The sequence below is a fragment of the Kushneria konosiri genome (assembly GCF_002155145.1).
Lineage (GTDB): Bacteria > Pseudomonadota > Gammaproteobacteria > Pseudomonadales > Halomonadaceae > Kushneria > Kushneria konosiri.
Map to the genome: position 1 here is coordinate 1,139,703 of NZ_CP021323.1, position 18,335 is coordinate 1,158,037.

Sequence of the window (18,335 nt, forward strand, 5' to 3'; positions counted from 1 at the left end):
CCGTGTGCGGCATCGAGGGATTTGTCATTGATGACCGGGTGGTCAAGATTCGCGGCAATCCGAAAGATCCCAACATGGGCAGTTACATGACCTGCGCCAAGGGTCAGAGCGGGCCGACCATCAATGACTATCCCGAGCGTCTGGTCTACCCGCTCAAGCGGGCAGGCGCTCGGGGCGAAGGCCTGTGGCAGCGCATCAGCTGGGAGGAAGCCTATGACGAGATTACCACGCGCATTCAAAAAAGCATCGATGACGGCCACCCCGAGCGGGTGGTGCTGCATGCCGGGCGCTCGCGCATCAATACCGAGATCAAGCGTTTTCTCGGCGCCATCGGCTCGCCGGTGCAGCTCAATCACCGCGCGCTGTGTTCCTCGAGCAAGCGCGGTGCCAACTATGTGAGCCTGGGCGACACCGACTGGGAATCGATCGACGCCGAACGCTGTCGCTACTTTCTCAACTTCGGTTCCAACTTTTATGAGGCTCATCAGGGCGGGCTGCATCTGGTCAAGCGCGTGATCAAGGCCCGCTTTGACCATGGCGCGACGCTGGTGACCTTCGATGTGAGGCTTTCCAATACCGCCGGGCGCAGCGATGAGTGGTTTGCCCCCTTCCCGGGCACCGAAGGCGCCGTGGCGCTGGCCATGGCGCATGTGATCATGCGCGAGGGCGAGTTTGATCGGGAGTTCATCGAGCACTTCGTCAATCTGTCGGCCACTGAAATCATCGATTTTTTAAAGGATTACACCCCCGAGTGGGCAGCCACCGAATCAGGCCTTGCCGCTGCTGATATCGAACGGGTCGCGCTGGCCTTTGCGCGCGCCAGGCCGACCGCCGTGGCCTTCACCAATCGCGGCACCGGCTCGCACTACAACGGCATGAACGCCGAGCGCGCCGTGGTGATGCTCAACGCGCTGATCGGCTCCGTGGGTCGCCCTGGTGGCTACTGCTACGGCATGGAAGAGAAACTGCGCGCCGAGCGCTACCCTCAGCCCGACCCCGTCCCGCCCAAACCTGCGATCAGAACCGATCTGGAAGATCCGCCGGAGTGGCCGCTGGCCAACCGCTGGCAGAAGATGAAGGTGGGCCAGATCGTTTATGAGTACATCCGCCAGGGGCGTGCCAAAGTGGATGTCTATCTCTCCTATACCATCAGCTCGCCGATGAACTGGCCGGAGGGACGCACCACCACGGTCGGGGTGCTCAAGGATGAATCGCTGATCCCCTTTCACGCCTGCTCCGATGTGGTCTATTCCGAGATGGCCCACTACGCCGACCTGATCCTGCCGGATGCCACCTATCTGGAGCGCTGGGGGCTGGAAACCCGCAGCAGCCCCGAACTGCGCCATTTCGTCACCCTGCGCCAGCCCATGGTGGCACCGCCCGGCGAGGCCCGCAGCTACGCCGACGTGCTGTTTGATATCGGCCGTCGGCTGGGCCCGGAGCAGGCGCGCTATTTTGAATTCGGCGATCACGAGGCCTTCGTGCGCCATCAGTGTCGCCATATCCCCGCCGGAGAAGAGGTCGATGGATTCGAATGGATGAAACGCCACGGCGCCTTCGTCGATGACGTGCCCAAAAGCTACGAGGTGCATCGCCGGGCCCTGAGTGACGCCGAGCTTGCCGGTGCGCGCATCGATGAAGATACCGGGACAATCCATCAGCGCGACGCGCAGGGGAAGGAACAGGCCATCGGGCTGATGATCAATGAGGGCGATACACGGCGCGCCGTGCGCGGCTTCGGCACGCCCTCACGTCGCTTTGAGATCTACAGCCGGGAAGTGGCCGAGGTGGCCCGGGAACAGGGCATTTACCATGACGGGCTACCGGGCTACCTGCCGGTGCCGGCGCATGTGGATCTGCCAGAGGATCGCTTCATCCTGACCAGCTTCAAGTGGAACGTGCATACCCAGGGGCGCACGGCCAATCAGAAGTATCTCAGCGAGATCGTTCACGACAACCCGATGTGGATCAATCCGCGTACGGCCGAGCATCTGGGCATTGTCTCGGGGGATCTGGTCGAACTGACCACCTACCGCCCGCGCAGCAGCGACCGGGGAGATCAGGCCTTTCGCGGCACCGGTGAAGCGATCGGCAGCCAGCAGGTGCAGGTAGTGGTGACCGAGGGCATTCATCCGCGGGTGGTCGCAATCTCCAACAGTCTGGGATACGTCGTCTCCGGACGCGCAGCCATGGCACGTCAGGGACCAAGGGCACAGGAAGCCGCGCTGGGCCACAGAGCGTATGGCCCGGCCCCCGAACGCGACGATCTACGTGATCACCTGTGGTGGGACGAGCGCCTGGGCGGGCGCGGTAATGGTGTTAACGTCAATGCCCTGCAGCCGATCAACCCGGAGCCATTGATCGGCAATCAGGCCTGGTTCAATACGGTCTGCAGCCTGCGCCGCATCGAGGCGCCGGATCATCCATCAACAAGGGGTCGGCGTCAGTGGCTCTGACCCGAAAGCCCGGGCGGCGGCAGAGTGCTTTCAGACGTCGCCCATGCCCTGCCCGGCGGCGCAACGAGAACAGGGGCTTTAACGGTAACGGTTAGGATGAGGCGTCAGACCATTTGATCCGTTACTCGCAGGCGATCGGGCTTTCAGGTCATTACGTAGACCACGGTCCGATATCGAGGCGCTCAAGGAGATTCGACATGGCTGTCCATGATGCGACCGCACAGCATTCCCGCGGTCTGACACTGGCGACTTCAGGTATCGTTGTCCTGAGCTTTGACAGCCTGCTGGTACGGCTGGCGGCCACCGATGGCTGGAACATCGCCTTCTGGCGCGGGGCGTTGATGGCGCTCATCATGGGCGTGCTCTATTGCCGGCGTCGACGGCTGGCCACGCTCAATGCCCATCGCGGCGCTTCGTTGATCTCCGCCGGACTACTGGCGGCGATCTCGCTTTTGTTCGTGATGGCGGTCATGCACACCCGCGTGGCCAATGTGGTGGTCATTTTAAGCACGGCACCCCTGTTTGCCGCCATTTTTACCCGGCTGTTCCTGCAGGAACACGTCGCGGTGAGAACCTGGGTCGCCATCGGTCTTGCCATGCTGGGGCTAGTGATTGTCTTTGCCGGCTCATTGACCGGCGAAGGCCTGCTGGGCGATGCCTTCGCACTCGGCGCCGCCATGGCCGTGGGCGCCAACCTGACGCTGCTGCGTCGCTATCCCGTGCTGGACCGCCTCCCCCTGATCGCGGGCGGCGGGATCATCACGGCCTTGGTGGCCTGGCCCATGGCCACGCCGCTGGCACTCGAACCTCACAGCTATCTCGTGCTCGCCATCATGGGACTGGTCCAGATGCCGCTGGCCACGGCCCTGATCAATAACGCCACCCGCTATCTACCTTCTGCCGAAGTGGCACTGTTCTATCTGATCGAGGCCATCCTTGGCACGTTGTGGGTCTGGTGGCTGCTCGGCGAAAACCCGCCCGAGGCCACGCTTTATGGTGGGCTGTTAACGCTGGTGACGCTTCTGGGCAATGGCTGGCTGGGACTGCGTCGCGTGCGCGGCCGCAGGATGGCGGCCGCGTCCCATACCGGGTGATGCCCCCGGAAATACCGGTGGCGATTAACGGCCTGCCAGAGCAGCGGCCATGACCTGCATCGTGTCGGTATCGGATGTGCCAATCTCCCGACAGCCCTGATATTGCTCGGGCGAAGTGACGGCGGCCACCAGCTGACGAGCATTCGGCTGCCAGAGCACGATGTCCAGCGGCCCGCGCGGGACAAACTTCAGGGACTTGCGCTTTTGAACCAGCGCCATGACCGGAACATCCAGCGCCGCACCGATATGCAACGGTCCGGAATCAGGGCTGATGAGATGGCGGGCATGATGCAGCATGGCCGCGAAGGTTCGTAGCGGCCGGGGGCGACAAAGGGCACCGTAGCGACTGTTGGCCATTTCCTGTTCAAGCAGGGGCGCATGGCGCAGTTCCTCGGGCCCGACAAACACCACATGTCGCTGCCCGGCGGCCGCGAGCGCCCTGATGCTTTCCTGCCAGAAACTCAAGGGCAGTCGCTTGTCGAGATGGCCACCGATAAACAGGGCCACGAAAGGTGCTGCCCGCCCGGTATCATCAAAGTCGATGCCGAGTTCTTCGAGCTCCCCGCGTCCGATGCTGCATTCACCGTGGCTCAACCTCATCAGCGGACGGTCACGGCAGGGCGTTTCAAGTGCCTGAGAAAACATCTGCGGAATGTCGTAGGCATGTGCCTGATCGCCACTGACTTCAATATCGAACCAGCGCTGGCCGCGCTTGCCCTTGCCCATGGTGTAGCGACTATTGATACAGCGCACGAAGATCAGTCCGGTCAGCGAGCTGGGGCCTACCTGTACGGCAAGATCGTATTGCTCCTGACGCAGGCGCCGGATCATGGCGGGAAAACGCCATGGCCGTGTGATGGCATCACGGGAGAGGGTCAGAACGTGATCCAGACGCTGATGACGAAACAGCGACCGGGTGCTGTCGGTCGTGAGAAGGTCAATTCTGGCGTCTGGAAAACGCTGTCGAAAGGTCTCGATCACCGGCGACATGATCAGCGCGTTGCCAATTCGATAATTGGGACGCACCAGCAGTATTTTTAACGGGCCCTGAAGATTTTTGACATCAACGCTTTCACTTTTCTGAAGATATCTGGTGATGAGAAAGGTCACGCCGCGTCGTGCCCTCTTCTCGATACCCTGTGCGAGTGTTTTAAGAATTGTATTGGTGCGAATCGCTGTTTTCAGAGACATCACATCACCTGGTCAGGGCATTCATTGAGAGAAAAGACTCAAAATTATTAATGATTTATTAACGCATTCGTTTTTCAATCGTTGACGTTAAAAGACCACGATGACAGTCACTGGTTCCAGTATTCAAGAGAGATTTTCTTAAAATCCGCACATTAAAATGAAGAAAATATTAAACATTCAACCCGGCGTTACCGTTTTATTAAAAGGAAACGTGAGCTTTTAACTGGCCTCCATTTAATAAACAATGTTTTTTAATTATGGCTATTTCAGCCATTCAAAAGCACTACATCAAACAGACGTGATATAACAATATTGGCCGTGCCTATCGGTCCCACCCCGACGTGGTGGCCATGCACCATGAAGGGCATGAAGAGCCGTCTACCGCTATGCTGAAGATCATCACCTATCAGGGGGGAGCGTATTGTGACGACAGGCAAGAAAATGGAGCGAGACGTTGATTGCTGGCTGACCGATATGGACGGCGTGCTGGTGCATGAAAACAAGGCCATCCCCGGCGCTGCGGAACTGATCAATCAATGGCGGGAGAAAAAAAAGCCCTTTCTGGTACTGACCAATAATTCGATTTATACCCCGCGTGATCTCAGTGCGCGCCTGGCGCGCAGCGGTATTGACGTGCCCGAGGATCAACTCTGGACCTCGGCGCTGGCGACCGCCGCCTTTTTAAAGGATCAGTCGCCCGGCGGTTCGGCCTTTATCATTGGCGAGGCCGGCATTACCACGGCGATGCACGAGGCCGGATTTGTGATGACCGATACCGATCCGGACTATGTCGTGCTGGGTGAGACCCGCACCTACTCGTTCGAGGCCATTACCCGGGCCATTCGTCTGATCAACAATGGGGCCCGCTTTATTGTCACCAATCCCGATGTGACCAGCCCCAGTCAGGAAGGCCCGCTGCCGGCCACCGGTGCAGTAGCGGCGTTGATCACCAGCGCCACCAAGCGCGAGCCCTACGTGGTGGGCAAACCCAACCCGATGATGTTTCGCTCGGCGCTGAACAAGCTGGGGGCCCACTCCTTGCGTACCGGCATGATCGGTGACCGCATGGATACCGATGTCGTGGCGGGTATCGAGGCAGGGCTGCATACCGTTCTGGTGCTGACCGGCATCGCTCAGCGCGATGATCTGGAGCAGTACCCGTTCCGTCCCAAGGAGATTCTCGATTCCGTGGCGGATCTGCTGGAAGACGACAATGCTCAAGCTATCAAAAGCGGTGAAAAAGAAGCCAGAAAATCCGAAACCAAAAAGTGATTTCTTTTTAAATTTTACATCTTGGGCTATTTGATTTCCCGGCCCTGAGAAATCGATCGGCAATCCAGAACGCCTGAGTCTTTCCATGCGTTGATGCCTTTGCGCCCGTTGGATCACTTCAACGGGCGCATTTCATTTTATTGACGTCAAATGCTTGTTTTTGCAGCGACCAGGCAGGGATTCAAATCAATCGAGGCCGGCCTCGCCTGACGCTGCTCTGATCAGGGATACCCCTTCGATGAACCAGTGCCCCGGGTCAGCAGGTGAGCACTGTTGATCAGGCCTACATGCGAAAAGGCCTGGGGGACGTTGCCCAGCTGACGCCCTGAACGTGGGTCATACTCCTCCGACATCAGCCCCAGATCGTTACGAATTCCCAACAGCTGATCAAAAAGGGCCCGGGCCTCGTCGTATCGCTCCTGTAGAACCAGATTATCGACCAGCCAGAAACAGCCGATCACAAAGGCACCTTCGCCGTCTGTCAGACACGTCTGCTTGTTATCGGTCAGAAAGCGATATAGAAAATCATCATGGCCCAGCTCCTTGCGAATGAGATCGACAGTGCTGACCATGCGCGGGTCATCTGCCGGCAAGAACCCCATCAGGGGCAACAGCAAGGCCGACACATCAAGTGCCTCACCGCCGTAATACTGGACAAAGCTCTGACGACGCTCATTGAACCCATGGGCACACACTTCATCATGCACCTGCTGACGCAGGGCCTTCCAGCGTTCGAGATCGCCTTTCATATCAAAGCATTCCACTGCCTTGACTGCGCGATCAAAGGCCACCCAGACCATGACTCTGGAATGCGTATAATGGCGCTGCGGACCACGCAGCTCCCAGAGGCCGGCACCAGGCTCCTGCCAATGCTGCTCAAGATATTCCAGCAGCTGATACTGCACGTGCCAGAGATCGCTTTCGGGCGCCAGCGCGTGTCGACGCGCCCGGTGCAGGGCGTCCATGACCTCACCGTAGACATCCAGCTGTTGCTGCTGCCAGGCGCCGTTGCCAATGCGCACCGGCGTTGCACCATTAAAGCCTGACAGCCACGGCAACTCATGCTCCACAAGGCGCCGCTCGCCACCTATGCCATACATGGGCTGCAGGCTTTCAGGCCCGCCGGCCACCGCACGCAGAAGCCATGACCGCCAGGCCTCGGCCTCTTCCCGGTAGCCACTATCCAGCAGCGCATGCAGTACAAAGGAGGCATCTCGCAGCCAGGTGTAGCGATAGTCCCAGTTGGCTTCTCCCCCGCTGATTTCGGGCAGGGAGGTCGTCGCTGCCCCAGGATACCGCCCGTATCGGCATCGGTCAGCGCCTTGAGGGTAATCAGGGAGCGTATGACCGGCGCACGATATCGATCGTCGATCTCACAACGACGGCTCCACTGTTGCCACCACTGCTCTACTGCCTGCTGTTCAAGGTCGGCATCCAGAACCTCAGGAGGTGTTTGCCAGGCCGGGTGCCAGGTCAACACAAAGGCGACGCGTTCACCGGAAGTGACACTGAACCGCGCGCAGCAGACGCCTTCTTCGTTTTCTTCAAGTTCAGCACTCGATGCCAGGCGCAAACTGTCAGGCCCGGCCACAGCCGACATGACGCCGTTTTGATAATGCGAGAAAGGCGCCACTCGACCGTAATCAAAACGAAAGAGGGCCCGGCTTTGCATCTCGACACATCCCTGACGCCCTTCTACCACACGCACCAGATCGTTATGCGTCTGTCCCTTCTGAACGGGCGGCATGAAATCGATCACTGCGACTCGTCCGTTTTCCGTTTCAAACTCGGTTTCAAGCACCAGCGTCTCACCGCGGTAGCGGCGCGAGCGAGACACGACCGCTCCCTGTGGAGAGATTTGCCAGTAACCGTTATGCCGCTCTCCCAACAACAGCGCACAGCAGGCTTCGGCATCGAACCGGGGTAGACAGAGCCACGCTATGCAGGCATCGCGATCGATCAGCGCCGCCGTTCTCAGGTTACCGATGAAGCCATAGTCCTCAATACAACGGGATGCCTGCATGTCCTTGTCTCCAGAGTGTGCTCACGGCCAGTTTATTCAGCCTAGATTAAGTTTATAACGGCGACAGGGAGACTTTTGTCGCGCACACGATCCCTTCATGTGCCTTCTCGCTGATCAGATAGCGATCTACGCTGTATAGCGTAAAGTAAATTGAAACTTAAAATTCGGAGAACGCCTTATGCCACGCGAAACACAGGAAGTGACGGTGGTGACTGGTGCTGGCGCGGGACTGGGCTGTGCCATCGCTCATGAATTCGCCCACCATGGCAGTCATGTCGGATTGATCGGACGCGATGAAGGACGTCTTGAAACGGTCAAAAAGGCGCTGGAAGCCATGGGGGTGCGCGCGGTAGTCGTCAGCGCCGATGTGGCTGATGCCGACCAGGTCGAGGCCGCGGCGGAGCAGATAGAAGCCGCGCTGGGCCCGATCGATGTCTGGGTCAACGCCGCCATGACGACGCTGTTTTCCTCATTGAGCGACATGAGCCCGGAAGACTATCGTCGGGTTACCGATGTCACCTATCACGGCAACGTCTACGGCACCATGGCAGCGCTCAAGCGAATGCGCGCACGCAACAGCGGCACCATCGTGCAGGTCGGTTCGGCGCTCGCCTATCGGGCGGTGCCGTTGCAAAGCGCCTACTGCGGTGCCAAGCATGCCATCAAGGGCTACACCCAGGCGCTGCGTACCGAGCTTCTCAACGAGGGCAGCCGGGTTCATGTCACCATGGTGGAAATGCCGGGATTGAACACGCCGCAGTTTGACTGGTGCAAGAGCCATCTGCCGCACCGCGCCCGGCCGGTGGCGCCGGTTTATCAGCCCGAAGTGGGCGCACGCGCCGTCTACTGGGCCGCCCATCACCGCCGCCGCGAAATCTATGTCGGCCGGTCGGCCGTCATGAGCATCTGGGGCAACAAGGTTTTTCCCGGCCTGCTGGATCGTTATCTCGCTCGCACTGCCGTCAGTGGTCAGCAGACCGATGAGCGTCGCCCCCCCGGCCGCCCTGACAACCTTTGGCAACCGGTTCCCGGGGCACGCGGAGCGCATGGCCGTTTTGACGATGAAGCGCTCTCCACCAGTGCGCAGCTCTGGGCAACCACTCACAGACATGAACTGGGCCTGATGGCCGGTGCGCTGGTGATTGTGGGATCGCTATTGAAAGCCGGTTCACGTCGCTCCACCAGACGACTCAAAAGACGTTGAATGCTTTGAGATAGCGCTGATTGTTGCCCCATCAGGCAGGTGTCCTGCACGCCTGTCTTTGGCGTTGGGTATTGTTGGCCCGAGAGACAGCCGGTCTGAAAAGACAGATTTGAGACGGCATGAAAACACCCACGCTCCTTCTGCGAGGCATTCGATTTTATCGATAACAAACGCTCATTTTATGCAGTTGCCATGCAGGAATTCGAAGCAGATGCTGGGCGCATTCCAGACTGACGGAGAGCTTTCCCATGTTGACCCTGCGCCCTGGTAGCGAACGTGGCCACGCCGATCACGGCTGGCTTGAGAGCTACCACTCCTTTTCCTTTGCCGGCTATGTCGATCCTGACCATGTCCATTTCGGCCCCCTGCGGGTGATCAATGAAGACCGTGTCGCTCCCGGCGGCGGCTTTGGTCAACACGGCCATCGTGACATGGAGATTTTTTCCTACGTGCTTTCCGGCGAACTGGCCCATCGCGATACGCTGGGCAACGGCTCAAGCATTGGGCCGGGACGCGTGCAACTGATGACCACCGGTACCGGCGTGGAGCACAGCGAGTTCAACCACAGCGCCCATGAGCCGGTGCACTTTCTGCAGATCTGGCTCTTTCCTCGTGAGACCGGGCTTACACCGCGCTACAGCGAGGCGGACTTCTCTGCTGACTCAAAGCGTGACCAGCTGCGCCTGATCATCTCCCCGGATGGCCGCGATGGCTCACTGCGCACCGAACAGGATGCCTTCATTTACGCCACGCTCCTGGAGGGTGAGACCACGCTCACTCATACGCTGGCGCTAGGCCGTCGTGCCTACGTGCACCTCATTCGCGGCACGCTTGAGATCAACGGCCAGCTTCTTGAAGGCGGTGATGCCCTGATGCTGGAAGAAGAAGCGCGGATTGAGCTGACGCGCGGTCGTGATGCCGAAGCGCTGGTCTTTGATCTACCCTGAATCGACAAGGGCCTCGTTGTGTTCGATGATCACACCAGATCAATGACTACAGCGAGGCCATCATGTCCTTACCGAAGCAGCCGTCCTCCGGGTCGGCCACCGTCTACAACTATGGCTCGATCAATATCGACCATGTCTATCGTGTCCCGCATCTGGTGCGTCCCGGCGAGACCCTCTCCAGCACTGATTACCAGATCGTGCTGGGCGGCAAGGGTGCCAATCAGACCATCGCGCTGGCGCGGGCCGGTGGGCAGGTGAGCCACTGGGGACAGCTTGGCCGTGCCGACGACTGGGCGCTGGAGACCCTGAAGGACGCCGGCGCCGATATCGATGACGTAGCGCTGCTGGAAAGTGCCAGCGGCCATACCGTGATCCAGGTCGACGACGAGGGGGAAAACGCCATCGTGCTGTTCGGTGGTACCAATCAGAGTTTTACGTCCGAGCGGATCGATGAGCTGCTGACCGGTGCCGACAAGGGCGGCTGGCTGCTGCTGCAAAACGAGTGCAACGATATTGACGTCGTGATTCGTCAGGCGCTCGAGCGCGGATTGAAGGTCGCCTTCAATCCCGCACCGATGACGCCGGCCATTCGCGAATTGCCCCTGAAGGATCTCGCGCTGTTGTTCGTCAACCGGGGCGAAGCTGCCGCGCTGGTGGACATCGACGAGCAAAGCGATGCCGACGCCCTGATCGAGGCGCTTCAAACGGCACTACCGGGCGTCAATATCGTGCTGACGCTGGGCTCGGAAGGGGCCTGGCGCATCGACGGCGAACGTGGTGACACCCTGTACCAGCCGGCGCGTCCGGTACAGGCCGTCGATACGACCGGTGCCGGTGACACGTTCATCGGCTATTACATGGCCGCCCTGCAGGCGGGCAACGATGCCTCTACCTGCCTGGAGCGCGCTACCGCGGCCGCCGCACTGGCCGTGCAACGTGCTGGTGCGGCCACCGGCATCCCGACGGTCGATGAGGTCGAAACCTTCCTGAAGATCGCTGCCCGCCCGTCATGAGCCACACTCGCCACCGCTTCATGACATAAAAAAGGCCCCGCCAATGGCGGGGCCTTTTTTTCAAGCGCTCGGATCATGCATGCGCTGGTGACTTACGACTGACCACTCATTTCCTTCAGCATGGATTCGATCAGATCCATCCCTTCACACAGCACGTCATCGCTGATGGTGACCGGCATCAAAAAGCGGATCGTGTTGCCATAGAGGCCGCAGGACAGCAGGATCAGGCCACGTTCGCGCGCCGTCTTGCAGAGCTTGCCGGCAAGCTCCGTATCAGGCTCGCCATCGGCGCGGACCAGATCGAAGGCGGCCATCGCCCCCAGATGGCGCGAGTTGCGCACGCAGTCAAACGAGCGTTCCAGCGTCTGGAACCGCTCACCGAGCTTGTCGCCCAGCGCCTGACTCTTCTCGAGGATGTTTTCCTCTTCGAACACTTCCAGCACGGCCAGAACAGCGGCACAGGAGACCGGGCTACCGGTATAGGTACCGCCAAGCGAATTGCCGCCCGAGGCATCCATCACACGATCGGTACCGACCACGGCCGAAATCGGCATGCCATCGCCCATGCTCTTGGCCATGGTCATGATGTCGGGCTCAACGCCGGTATGCTCGATGGCAAACATCTTGCCGGTACGGCCGAAGCCGGACTGCACTTCATCGACGATCAGCAAAATGCCGTGTTCGTCGCAGATCTCACGCAGTGCCTTCATGAAGCTCGGTGAAGCAGCATGGAAACCGCCTTCGCCCAGCACCGGCTCGATGACGATCGCGGCCGTGTCCTTCGGGTTGGCATCGGTCTTGAAGGTCATCTTCAGGCCGCGCAGTGCGTCTTCCTCGCTGACACCGATTGATTCGACCGGATAGGGCGCGCGATAGACCTGCCCCGGCATGGGACCGAAATCGGTGCGATAGGGGGCGACCTTGCCGTTCATGGCCATGGTCATGAACGTGCGGCCGTGATAGCCGCCGGTGAAACAGATCACGCCCGAGCGGCCGGTCGCGGCGCGCGCGACCTTGACGGCGTTTTCCAGCGCCTCGGCACCGGAGTTGGCCAGCATGACCTTGGCATGTCCGCGTACCGGCGTGATGTGACTGAGCTTCTCGGCCACCTTCACGTAGCCCTCATAGGGCATGACGGTCTGGCAGGTATGCATGACCTTGTCGAGCTGTGCCTTGACGGCCTCGATTACCTTCGGGTGACGATGGCCGATATTGAGCACACCAATACCGCCGGCAAAATCGATAAAGCGCTTGCCATCGACGTCCCACAGTTCGGCGTTCTCGGCACGGTCGGCAAAATGACCATCCGGACTTGCCGCGCCGTTGGCGACGTAGCGTTTTTTAAGCTCATTGAGTTCATTATTATTCATGCGCGATCTCCTTTGATATGCAGCAATTACAGCCCGCCGAGACAGACATACTTGAGCTCGGTAAACTCCTCCAGCCCGTGGTGCGAACCCTCTCGACCCAGTCCTGACTCCTTGATACCGCCAAACGGGGCCAGCTCGGTCGACAACAGCCCTTCGTTGACGGCGACCATGCCGTACTCGAGCGCCTCCATCACCTGCCAGATGCGCTTGTAGTCGCGGGCATAGAAGTAGGCCGCCAGGCCAAAGGGCGTATCGTTGGCCATCGCAATGGCCTGATCATCCTGGTCGAAACGAAACACTGCCGCCAATGGCCCGAAGGTCTCTTCCCGAGCCACGGCCATCTCGGGGGTGACATCGGCCAGCACGGTCGGGGCGTAAAACGAGTGTCCCAGCGCGTGCGCCTGTCCACCTTCTACCAGTCGAGCGCCCTTGTCGAGCGCATCGCTGACATGGACACTGACCTTGTCGACGGCCGCCTGGTTGATCAGCGGTCCAATGATCGTGCCCTCTTCCATGCCGTTGCCAACCTTGAGTTCCCGCACGCGAGCGGCGAGCTTCTCAACGAAGGCATCGTAGACGCTGGACTGCACCAGAAAGCGGTTGGTGCATACGCAGGTCTGGCCGGCATTGCGGTACTTGGAGGCAATCGCGCCTTCAACCGCGGCATCAAGGTCGGCATCGTCAAACACGATAAAGGGCGCGTTGCCCCCCAGCTCCATGGCCGTTTTCTTGACGGTGGAGGCACACTGCGCCAGCAGTTTCTTGCCGACCGGCGTGGAACCCGTGAAGGAGACCTTGCGCACTCTCGGGTCGGTAGTCAGCACTTCGCCCACTGCGGCAGGGCTTTTGGCGGTGACCACATTGATCGCCCCCTGCGGAATGCCGGCTTCCAGCGCCAGCGCGGCGAGTGCCAGCGCGGTCAACGGCGTCGCCTCGGCCGGCTTGATCACGACCGTACAGCCGGCCGCCAGCGCCGGCGCGCATTTGCGAGTGATCATCGCCAGCGGGAAGTTCCAGGGCGTGATGGCCGCGACCACGCCGATCGGCTCGCGCATGACCAGAATGCGCTTGTCCGCGCCGTGCCCCGGCAGGGTCTCGCCGGCGATGCGCTTGGCTTCTTCAGCGTAGAACTCGATAAACGAGGCGCCATAGCCGACTTCACCGCGGGCTTCCGCCAGCGGCTTGCCCTGCTCCAGCGTCATCAGGCGCGCCAGAGCGTCGGTATTTTCAACCACCAGGTCAAACCAGCGGCGCAGCAGACGCGAGCGCTCTTTTGCCGGCACCTTGCGCCAGTCGGCCATTGCCGTCTCGGCGGCCGCGACTGCCGCGCGAGTCTCCTCGGCGCCGAGATCGGCCACGTTGGCGACCAGCTCCCCGGTCGCCGGGTTGTTGACGGCAAACTGCTGCCGGCCTTCCTGCCACTGATCACCGATCAGGGCGGCGGCACGCTGGTTCTTGAACTCGATATCAAACATTGTCTACCTCATGGATATGATGTCAGCGGTGATAAACGTCCTGCATGACCCGGTCACTGAACGCTCGTCCATAGCGGTTGAGCGCAAAGAAATACATCGCCAGACCCAGAATCATCCAGCCTCCGAACACCCCCCACTCAATACCGGTCAGCGCCGACGGGCTACCCGGCAGATAAAGACAGGCCATACCCAGTGACAGCAGCACCGCCAGCGCGCCGACCACACGACCATTGCTCACCCTGAAGGGACGATCCATCCCGGGCTCACGCTTTCGAAGCACCATGAAGGACAGCGCCACGAACAGATAGGCGATCACGATGCCCAGACCGCCGGCATCCACCAGCCACACCATGGCCGGGCGGCCCATGAAGGGCGCAATCGTCGACAACAGACCGATCATGATGATGGCATTGGTCGGTGTCTTGTACTTCGGATGCAGCTTGCCCAGAAAGGCCGGCAGCATGCCAGAGTGCGCCAGCGCATAGATCGCTCGTGATCCGCCGATATAAAACGCATTCCAGCTGGTGATGATGCCGGCAATGCCTGCCAGAACCATCAGCTTGCTGCCCCATACGCTGCCCATGACGGCCACCATGGCATCCGGGACGGACAGCGAGCTGCCTTCAAGCGCCGGCTGATCCAGCATCAGACTGGTGCCCAGCACGATCAGCGCATACCAGGCCACCGCCATCAGCACCGACGCAATCAGCACCTTGCCGATATCGCGAAACGGCAGATCGATCTCCTCGGCCGCCTGCGGGATCACGTCAAAACCCACGAACAGAAAGGGCGCCATGACCAGCACCGCCATGATGCCGCCGGCGAACCCGCCGCTGGACTCATGGTTGAACAGCGGCGTCATGTTGGCGGCCTCACCGGTAAAGAGCGCGCCGGTGATAAACAGCACACCCACCACCAGAATCAGCCCGGTCACCAGTTTCTGGATCAGCGCCGCGGTGGTGATGCCGACATAGTTGATCGCCATCATGATCAGCGAGCCGATGACACCGACGGCCACCCAGCTGGCCTTGACGTCCCAGCCGGCGACGGTCCAGAGATGGCCCACGTCATAGCCCGGAACAAGCTGCTCGACCACGGTGGGCAGGGCTACCGCCTCAAAGGAAACGACGCTCACATAGCCCAGCACGATGCTCCAGGTACAGACAAAGGAGGCAAAGTGGCCGAGTGCGCGATAGCTGTAGACGTGCTCACCGCCCACCTTGGGCATGGCGGCCGCCAGCTCGGCGTAGGTCAGCCCGACCAGCAGGACCGCAATACCACCGATGATAAAGGCGATGATGGCACCAAGACTGCCGGCATCAAGAATCGCGCCGCCGGTCAAAACGATCCAGCCCCAGCCGATCATGGCGCCGAAGGCCAGTGCCAGGACATCGGTGCGTGCCAGAACGCGCACCAGCTCGCGTGGTTTGGTTGTGCTCTGCATAGGATTTATCCGTCATTATTGTGATCTTTCAGGGCCGGGAGGATGTTGTGCCATGTCACGCGGCCTGTTGTGTCTCCCTGCTCACACGCTACCACTGTCCTGCGCCGGGTACATGAACCACTTGAGCGTTCGGGTAGACCACTACTGAAGTTCCCCACCATAATGACCTTCTCGCCCGCTACCCTGCCCGGACCCGTATCATGCAGCGATCTGTCGAAGAGGCTCTGAGCGATATCGAAATGGCCTGGCAACGCCAGCCCGACCGGCTGAGCAAGCAGGTACGTCTGGAGCAGGCCCTGACGACGCTGATCGAGCAGCAGTGGGTCGATGGTCAGCGTCTGCCGGCCCATCGTCATATCTGTGAGCGTCTGGGCGTGGCGCGTAATACCCTGCATCGAGCTTTTGCAGTCGCGCCGGCTGCTGGCGACCCAGCACGGCCGCGGCAGCTGGAGTCGCCGCCAGGGCGCATCACCCGCCACGGCGCAGGCCGAGCCGGCGGCGCTGTCGCAGCGGGCGCAACGGATTCTGGGCACCAGCGGTGCCAGCCCGATCCAGAGTGGCGCCTTCGTGCCCGGCATTCCCGACATCGCCCGCTTTCCCATGCGGCGCTGGCGCACGCTCTACGCCACCCTGACCGTGCCGCAAAACGCACTGCTGCTCTCCTACTCCAGCGGTGGCTACGGGCCGTTAAAACGCGAGATCGCTGATTTTCTGCGTCGCGGTCGCGGCATCGAATGTGCCCTGGAACAGATCATCATTACCGATGGCACCCACCACGGGCTGGAGCTCTGCGCCCTGGCGCTGGCCGATCACGGCGACCGGGTAGTGATGGACTCGCCCTGCTACTGGGGTGCTCGCAACGTCTTTCAGGCCACGGGGCTTGGCATCGAGCAGTGCCGCTGGCAGCCCGGCAGCGGCCATGTCGACATGTCAGTGATCGCCCCCGCCCCGCGACTCTTGTATCTGACCGGTGCCCGTCACTATCCGCTGAGCGTGCCGGTGCCGATCGAGGACAAGCGCGCGCTGGTCGAGCACCTGTCACCCGATATTGTGATCGAGGACGATTACGAATTTCTTGAGACCGGCCATCGAGAGCTGCTCTTCTCCCCGGATGACGGCCATTCCATTCTGGCCGGATCGTTTTCCAAGCTGATGTTTCCGGGGCTGAGGCTTGGCTATCTGGTCGTGCCCCGCGCACTGAGCAGTGCCATCAACAAGCTCAGAAGCGAGATCTTTCGAGAAGGGCGCATGCTGGATCAGGCCGTGCTGGCAAGGTTCATGGCCGATGGCGACCTGGATCGCTGGTGTCGTCGGATCAACCGGGACTATCTCCAGCGCCAGCATACCCTGCATGACCTGCTGGTCGACCTGCCGGGCGTGATCGATATCTCACTACCGGCGGGTACCATTACGCTGTGCGTGACATTGGCAGGCGACATTGATGATGTGCGCCTGTCACGTTATCTGCTCAACCATTACCGGCTGGTGGTCAAGCCGCTCAGCCCGGTCTGTGCTGACGATGATTCTCGTCGCGGGCTGGTACTGGGCATCGGCATGGTCGAGGGCGAGACGCTGGAACGGCTGGGACAGCAGCTTGCCGAGGGTATTCGCCGATTTGTCGAGGGCCGTTAGCGACCCGCACCTGCCCTCCCCGGACCACCGCTGTCGTCAGGCGTTCTGGCTAAAGGTTTCACCTCGAACGGCCACGTTACTGGCGTCAGCAGCCTCATTGCGAATGCGCGCCTCGGTCTCGGGGTCAAAGGCCACCATGCGCGAGACATCGAAGGCAAAGCGGGTTGACTGTCCCGGACTCAAGGGTAACCCTGGGCGCATGCGGGCGTTGATGCTGCGCCCGCCCAGTTGCGTCACCACGTAAAGATCCGCACCGGTGGGCTCGACCAGCGACACCTCGAGCGTCGCCTCATGGATGTCACCCTCCTCATGATTGGCGCTGGCCGGGTCGGTGATGGCCTCCGGACGTAGCCCGAGCATCACGTCCCGATCACACCACGCCTCAAGCGCCGCGCGATCACGCACGATCGGCAGCGTGACGTCGCCCGACGGTGATGCCATGCGGGCCACCAGCGTCCCGTCGTGGCGCTCAATGCGGGCAGTGACCAGATTCATCGAGGGCGAGCCCATGAAACCCGCCACGAACAGGTTGTTGGGGTCATCGTAGACCGACTGCGGCGTGCCCAGTTGCTGCAGCTCGCCGCCGCGCATCACGGCGATGCGACTCGCCAGCGTCATCGCCTCGATCTGGTCGTGGGTGACGTAAACGATGGTGGTGCCCAGGCGCTGATGGAGCTGCTTGATCTCGGTGCGCATGTCGACACGCAGCTTGGCGTCCAGATTCGACAGGGGCTCGTCAAACAAAAAAAGCTGCGGTTCACGCACCAGCGCCCGCCCCATGGCCACGCGCTGGCGCTGACCACCGGAAAGCTGGGCCGGCTTGCGGTTCAACAGGTTCTCGATCTGTAAAAGCTCGGCGGCACGCTGGATCGCCTCGCGGCGTTTGGCCTTCGGGACCTTGCGCATCTCGAGGCCGAAACCGATGTTGCCGGCCACCGTCATGCTCGGATAAAGCGCATAGGACTGAAACACCATGGCGATATCGCGTCGCGACGGATGCAGATCGTTGATCCGCTCACCGTTGAGCAGAAGCTCACCTTCGCTGATGGCATCAAGCCCCGCGATCATGTTCAAAAGGGTCGACTTGCCACAGCCGGACGGCCCGACCAGCACCAGAAAATCGCCCTTCTCGATGGCGATGTCGATGCCCTTGAGCACATGGGTGTCGCCAAAGCGCTTGTGGACGTTGTGAATATGTAAAAAGCTCATGAATG

At 60.7% G+C, this 18,335-nt stretch carries 14 protein-coding genes and 1 pseudogene; 7 read left to right on the forward strand and 8 right to left on the reverse strand.

All coding sequences use genetic code 11. The features are described 5' to 3' along the window. Positions 1-2: 2 nt before the first annotated feature. Together B9G99_RS05360 and B9G99_RS05365 are read left to right on the forward strand one after the other, a co-directional pair. Positions 3-2,456 (forward strand): molybdopterin-containing oxidoreductase family protein, encoded by a 2,454-nt coding sequence (locus B9G99_RS05360; protein WP_086621077.1) that lies wholly within the window; start codon positions 3-5, stop codon positions 2,454-2,456. A 197-nt stretch (positions 2,457-2,653) separates the two neighbouring features. Further along, the gene (locus B9G99_RS05365; RefSeq protein WP_086621078.1) at positions 2,654-3,550 is read left to right on the forward strand and encodes a DMT family transporter; all 897 of its coding nucleotides are present in this window, start codon (positions 2,654-2,656) and stop codon (positions 3,548-3,550) included. 24 nt (positions 3,551-3,574) lie between these two features. Here the strand turns inward: B9G99_RS05365 and B9G99_RS05370 are convergent, their stop codons facing one another. Continuing rightward, the gene (locus B9G99_RS05370) at positions 3,575-4,741 is read right to left on the reverse strand and encodes a glycosyltransferase family 9 protein (RefSeq protein ID WP_086621079.1); all 1,167 of its coding nucleotides are present in this window, start codon (positions 4,739-4,741) and stop codon (positions 3,575-3,577) included. Between the two features lie 423 nt (positions 4,742-5,164). Between B9G99_RS05370 and B9G99_RS05375 the strand changes: the two genes are divergently transcribed. Continuing rightward, entirely contained in the window at positions 5,165-6,013 is an 849-nt protein-coding gene (locus tag B9G99_RS05375) for an HAD-IIA family hydrolase (RefSeq protein WP_227875944.1), read from the forward strand. Between the two features lie 221 nt (positions 6,014-6,234). Here B9G99_RS05375 and B9G99_RS16945 read toward each other — a convergent pair whose 3' ends face one another. Further along, a complete protein-coding gene (locus tag B9G99_RS16945; RefSeq protein ID WP_227875995.1) occupies positions 6,235-7,374 on the reverse strand; it encodes a glycoside hydrolase family 15 protein in 1,140 nt (379 codons plus the stop codon). Between the two features lie 329 nt (positions 7,375-7,703). Then, positions 7,704-8,036, reverse strand: a pseudogene (locus B9G99_RS16950) (trehalase-like domain-containing protein); the annotation flags it as partial. Positions 8,037-8,214: 178 nt separating this feature from the next. Between B9G99_RS16950 and B9G99_RS05385 the strand changes: the two are divergent. From B9G99_RS05385 to B9G99_RS05395, 3 genes are all read left to right on the forward strand, one after another. Further along, positions 8,215-9,240, forward strand: a complete 1,026-nt coding sequence (locus B9G99_RS05385; RefSeq protein WP_086621081.1) for an SDR family oxidoreductase — start codon at positions 8,215-8,217, stop codon at positions 9,238-9,240. A 248-nt stretch (positions 9,241-9,488) separates the two neighbouring features. Next, a complete protein-coding gene (locus B9G99_RS05390; protein ID WP_086621082.1) occupies positions 9,489-10,187 on the forward strand; it encodes a pirin family protein in 699 nt (232 codons plus the stop codon). A 62-nt stretch (positions 10,188-10,249) separates the two neighbouring features. Beyond that, a complete protein-coding gene (locus tag B9G99_RS05395) occupies positions 10,250-11,200 on the forward strand; it encodes a ribokinase (RefSeq protein ID WP_086621083.1) in 951 nt (316 codons plus the stop codon). A gap of 92 nt (positions 11,201-11,292) precedes the next feature. Here the strand turns inward: B9G99_RS05395 and gabT are convergent, their stop codons facing one another. The 4 genes from gabT to B9G99_RS16955 are packed head-to-tail and all read right to left on the reverse strand — an operon-like array spanning position 11,293 to position 15,884. After that, positions 11,293-12,570 carry a 4-aminobutyrate--2-oxoglutarate transaminase gene (gene gabT, locus B9G99_RS05400; protein WP_086621084.1) on the reverse strand — a complete coding sequence of 426 codons (1,278 nt, stop codon included), beginning with the start codon at positions 12,568-12,570 and terminating at the stop codon, positions 11,293-11,295. Positions 12,571-12,596: 26 nt separating this feature from the next. Continuing rightward, positions 12,597-14,045 carry an NAD-dependent succinate-semialdehyde dehydrogenase gene (locus tag B9G99_RS05405; RefSeq protein ID WP_086621085.1) on the reverse strand — a complete coding sequence of 483 codons (1,449 nt, stop codon included), beginning with the start codon at positions 14,043-14,045 and terminating at the stop codon, positions 12,597-12,599. 22 nt (positions 14,046-14,067) lie between these two features. Continuing rightward, positions 14,068-15,489: an APC family permease gene (locus tag B9G99_RS05410; RefSeq protein WP_086621086.1), complete on the reverse strand. Its 1,422-nt coding sequence runs from the start codon at positions 15,487-15,489 to the stop codon at positions 14,068-14,070. A 5-nt stretch (positions 15,490-15,494) separates the two neighbouring features. Next, positions 15,495-15,884, reverse strand: a complete 390-nt coding sequence (locus tag B9G99_RS16955; protein ID WP_227876020.1) for a hypothetical protein — start codon at positions 15,882-15,884, stop codon at positions 15,495-15,497. Between the two features lie 7 nt (positions 15,885-15,891). Here B9G99_RS16955 and B9G99_RS05415 point away from each other — a divergent pair, with 7 nt between their 5' ends. Beyond that, positions 15,892-17,121 carry an aminotransferase-like domain-containing protein gene (locus B9G99_RS05415; protein ID WP_335617631.1) on the forward strand — a complete coding sequence of 410 codons (1,230 nt, stop codon included), beginning with the start codon at positions 15,892-15,894 and terminating at the stop codon, positions 17,119-17,121. 36 nt (positions 17,122-17,157) lie between these two features. Here B9G99_RS05415 and B9G99_RS05420 read toward each other — a convergent pair whose 3' ends face one another. Then, entirely contained in the window at positions 17,158-18,330 is a 1,173-nt protein-coding gene (locus tag B9G99_RS05420; RefSeq protein ID WP_086621087.1) for an ABC transporter ATP-binding protein, read from the reverse strand. Positions 18,331-18,335 lie beyond the last annotated feature (5 nt).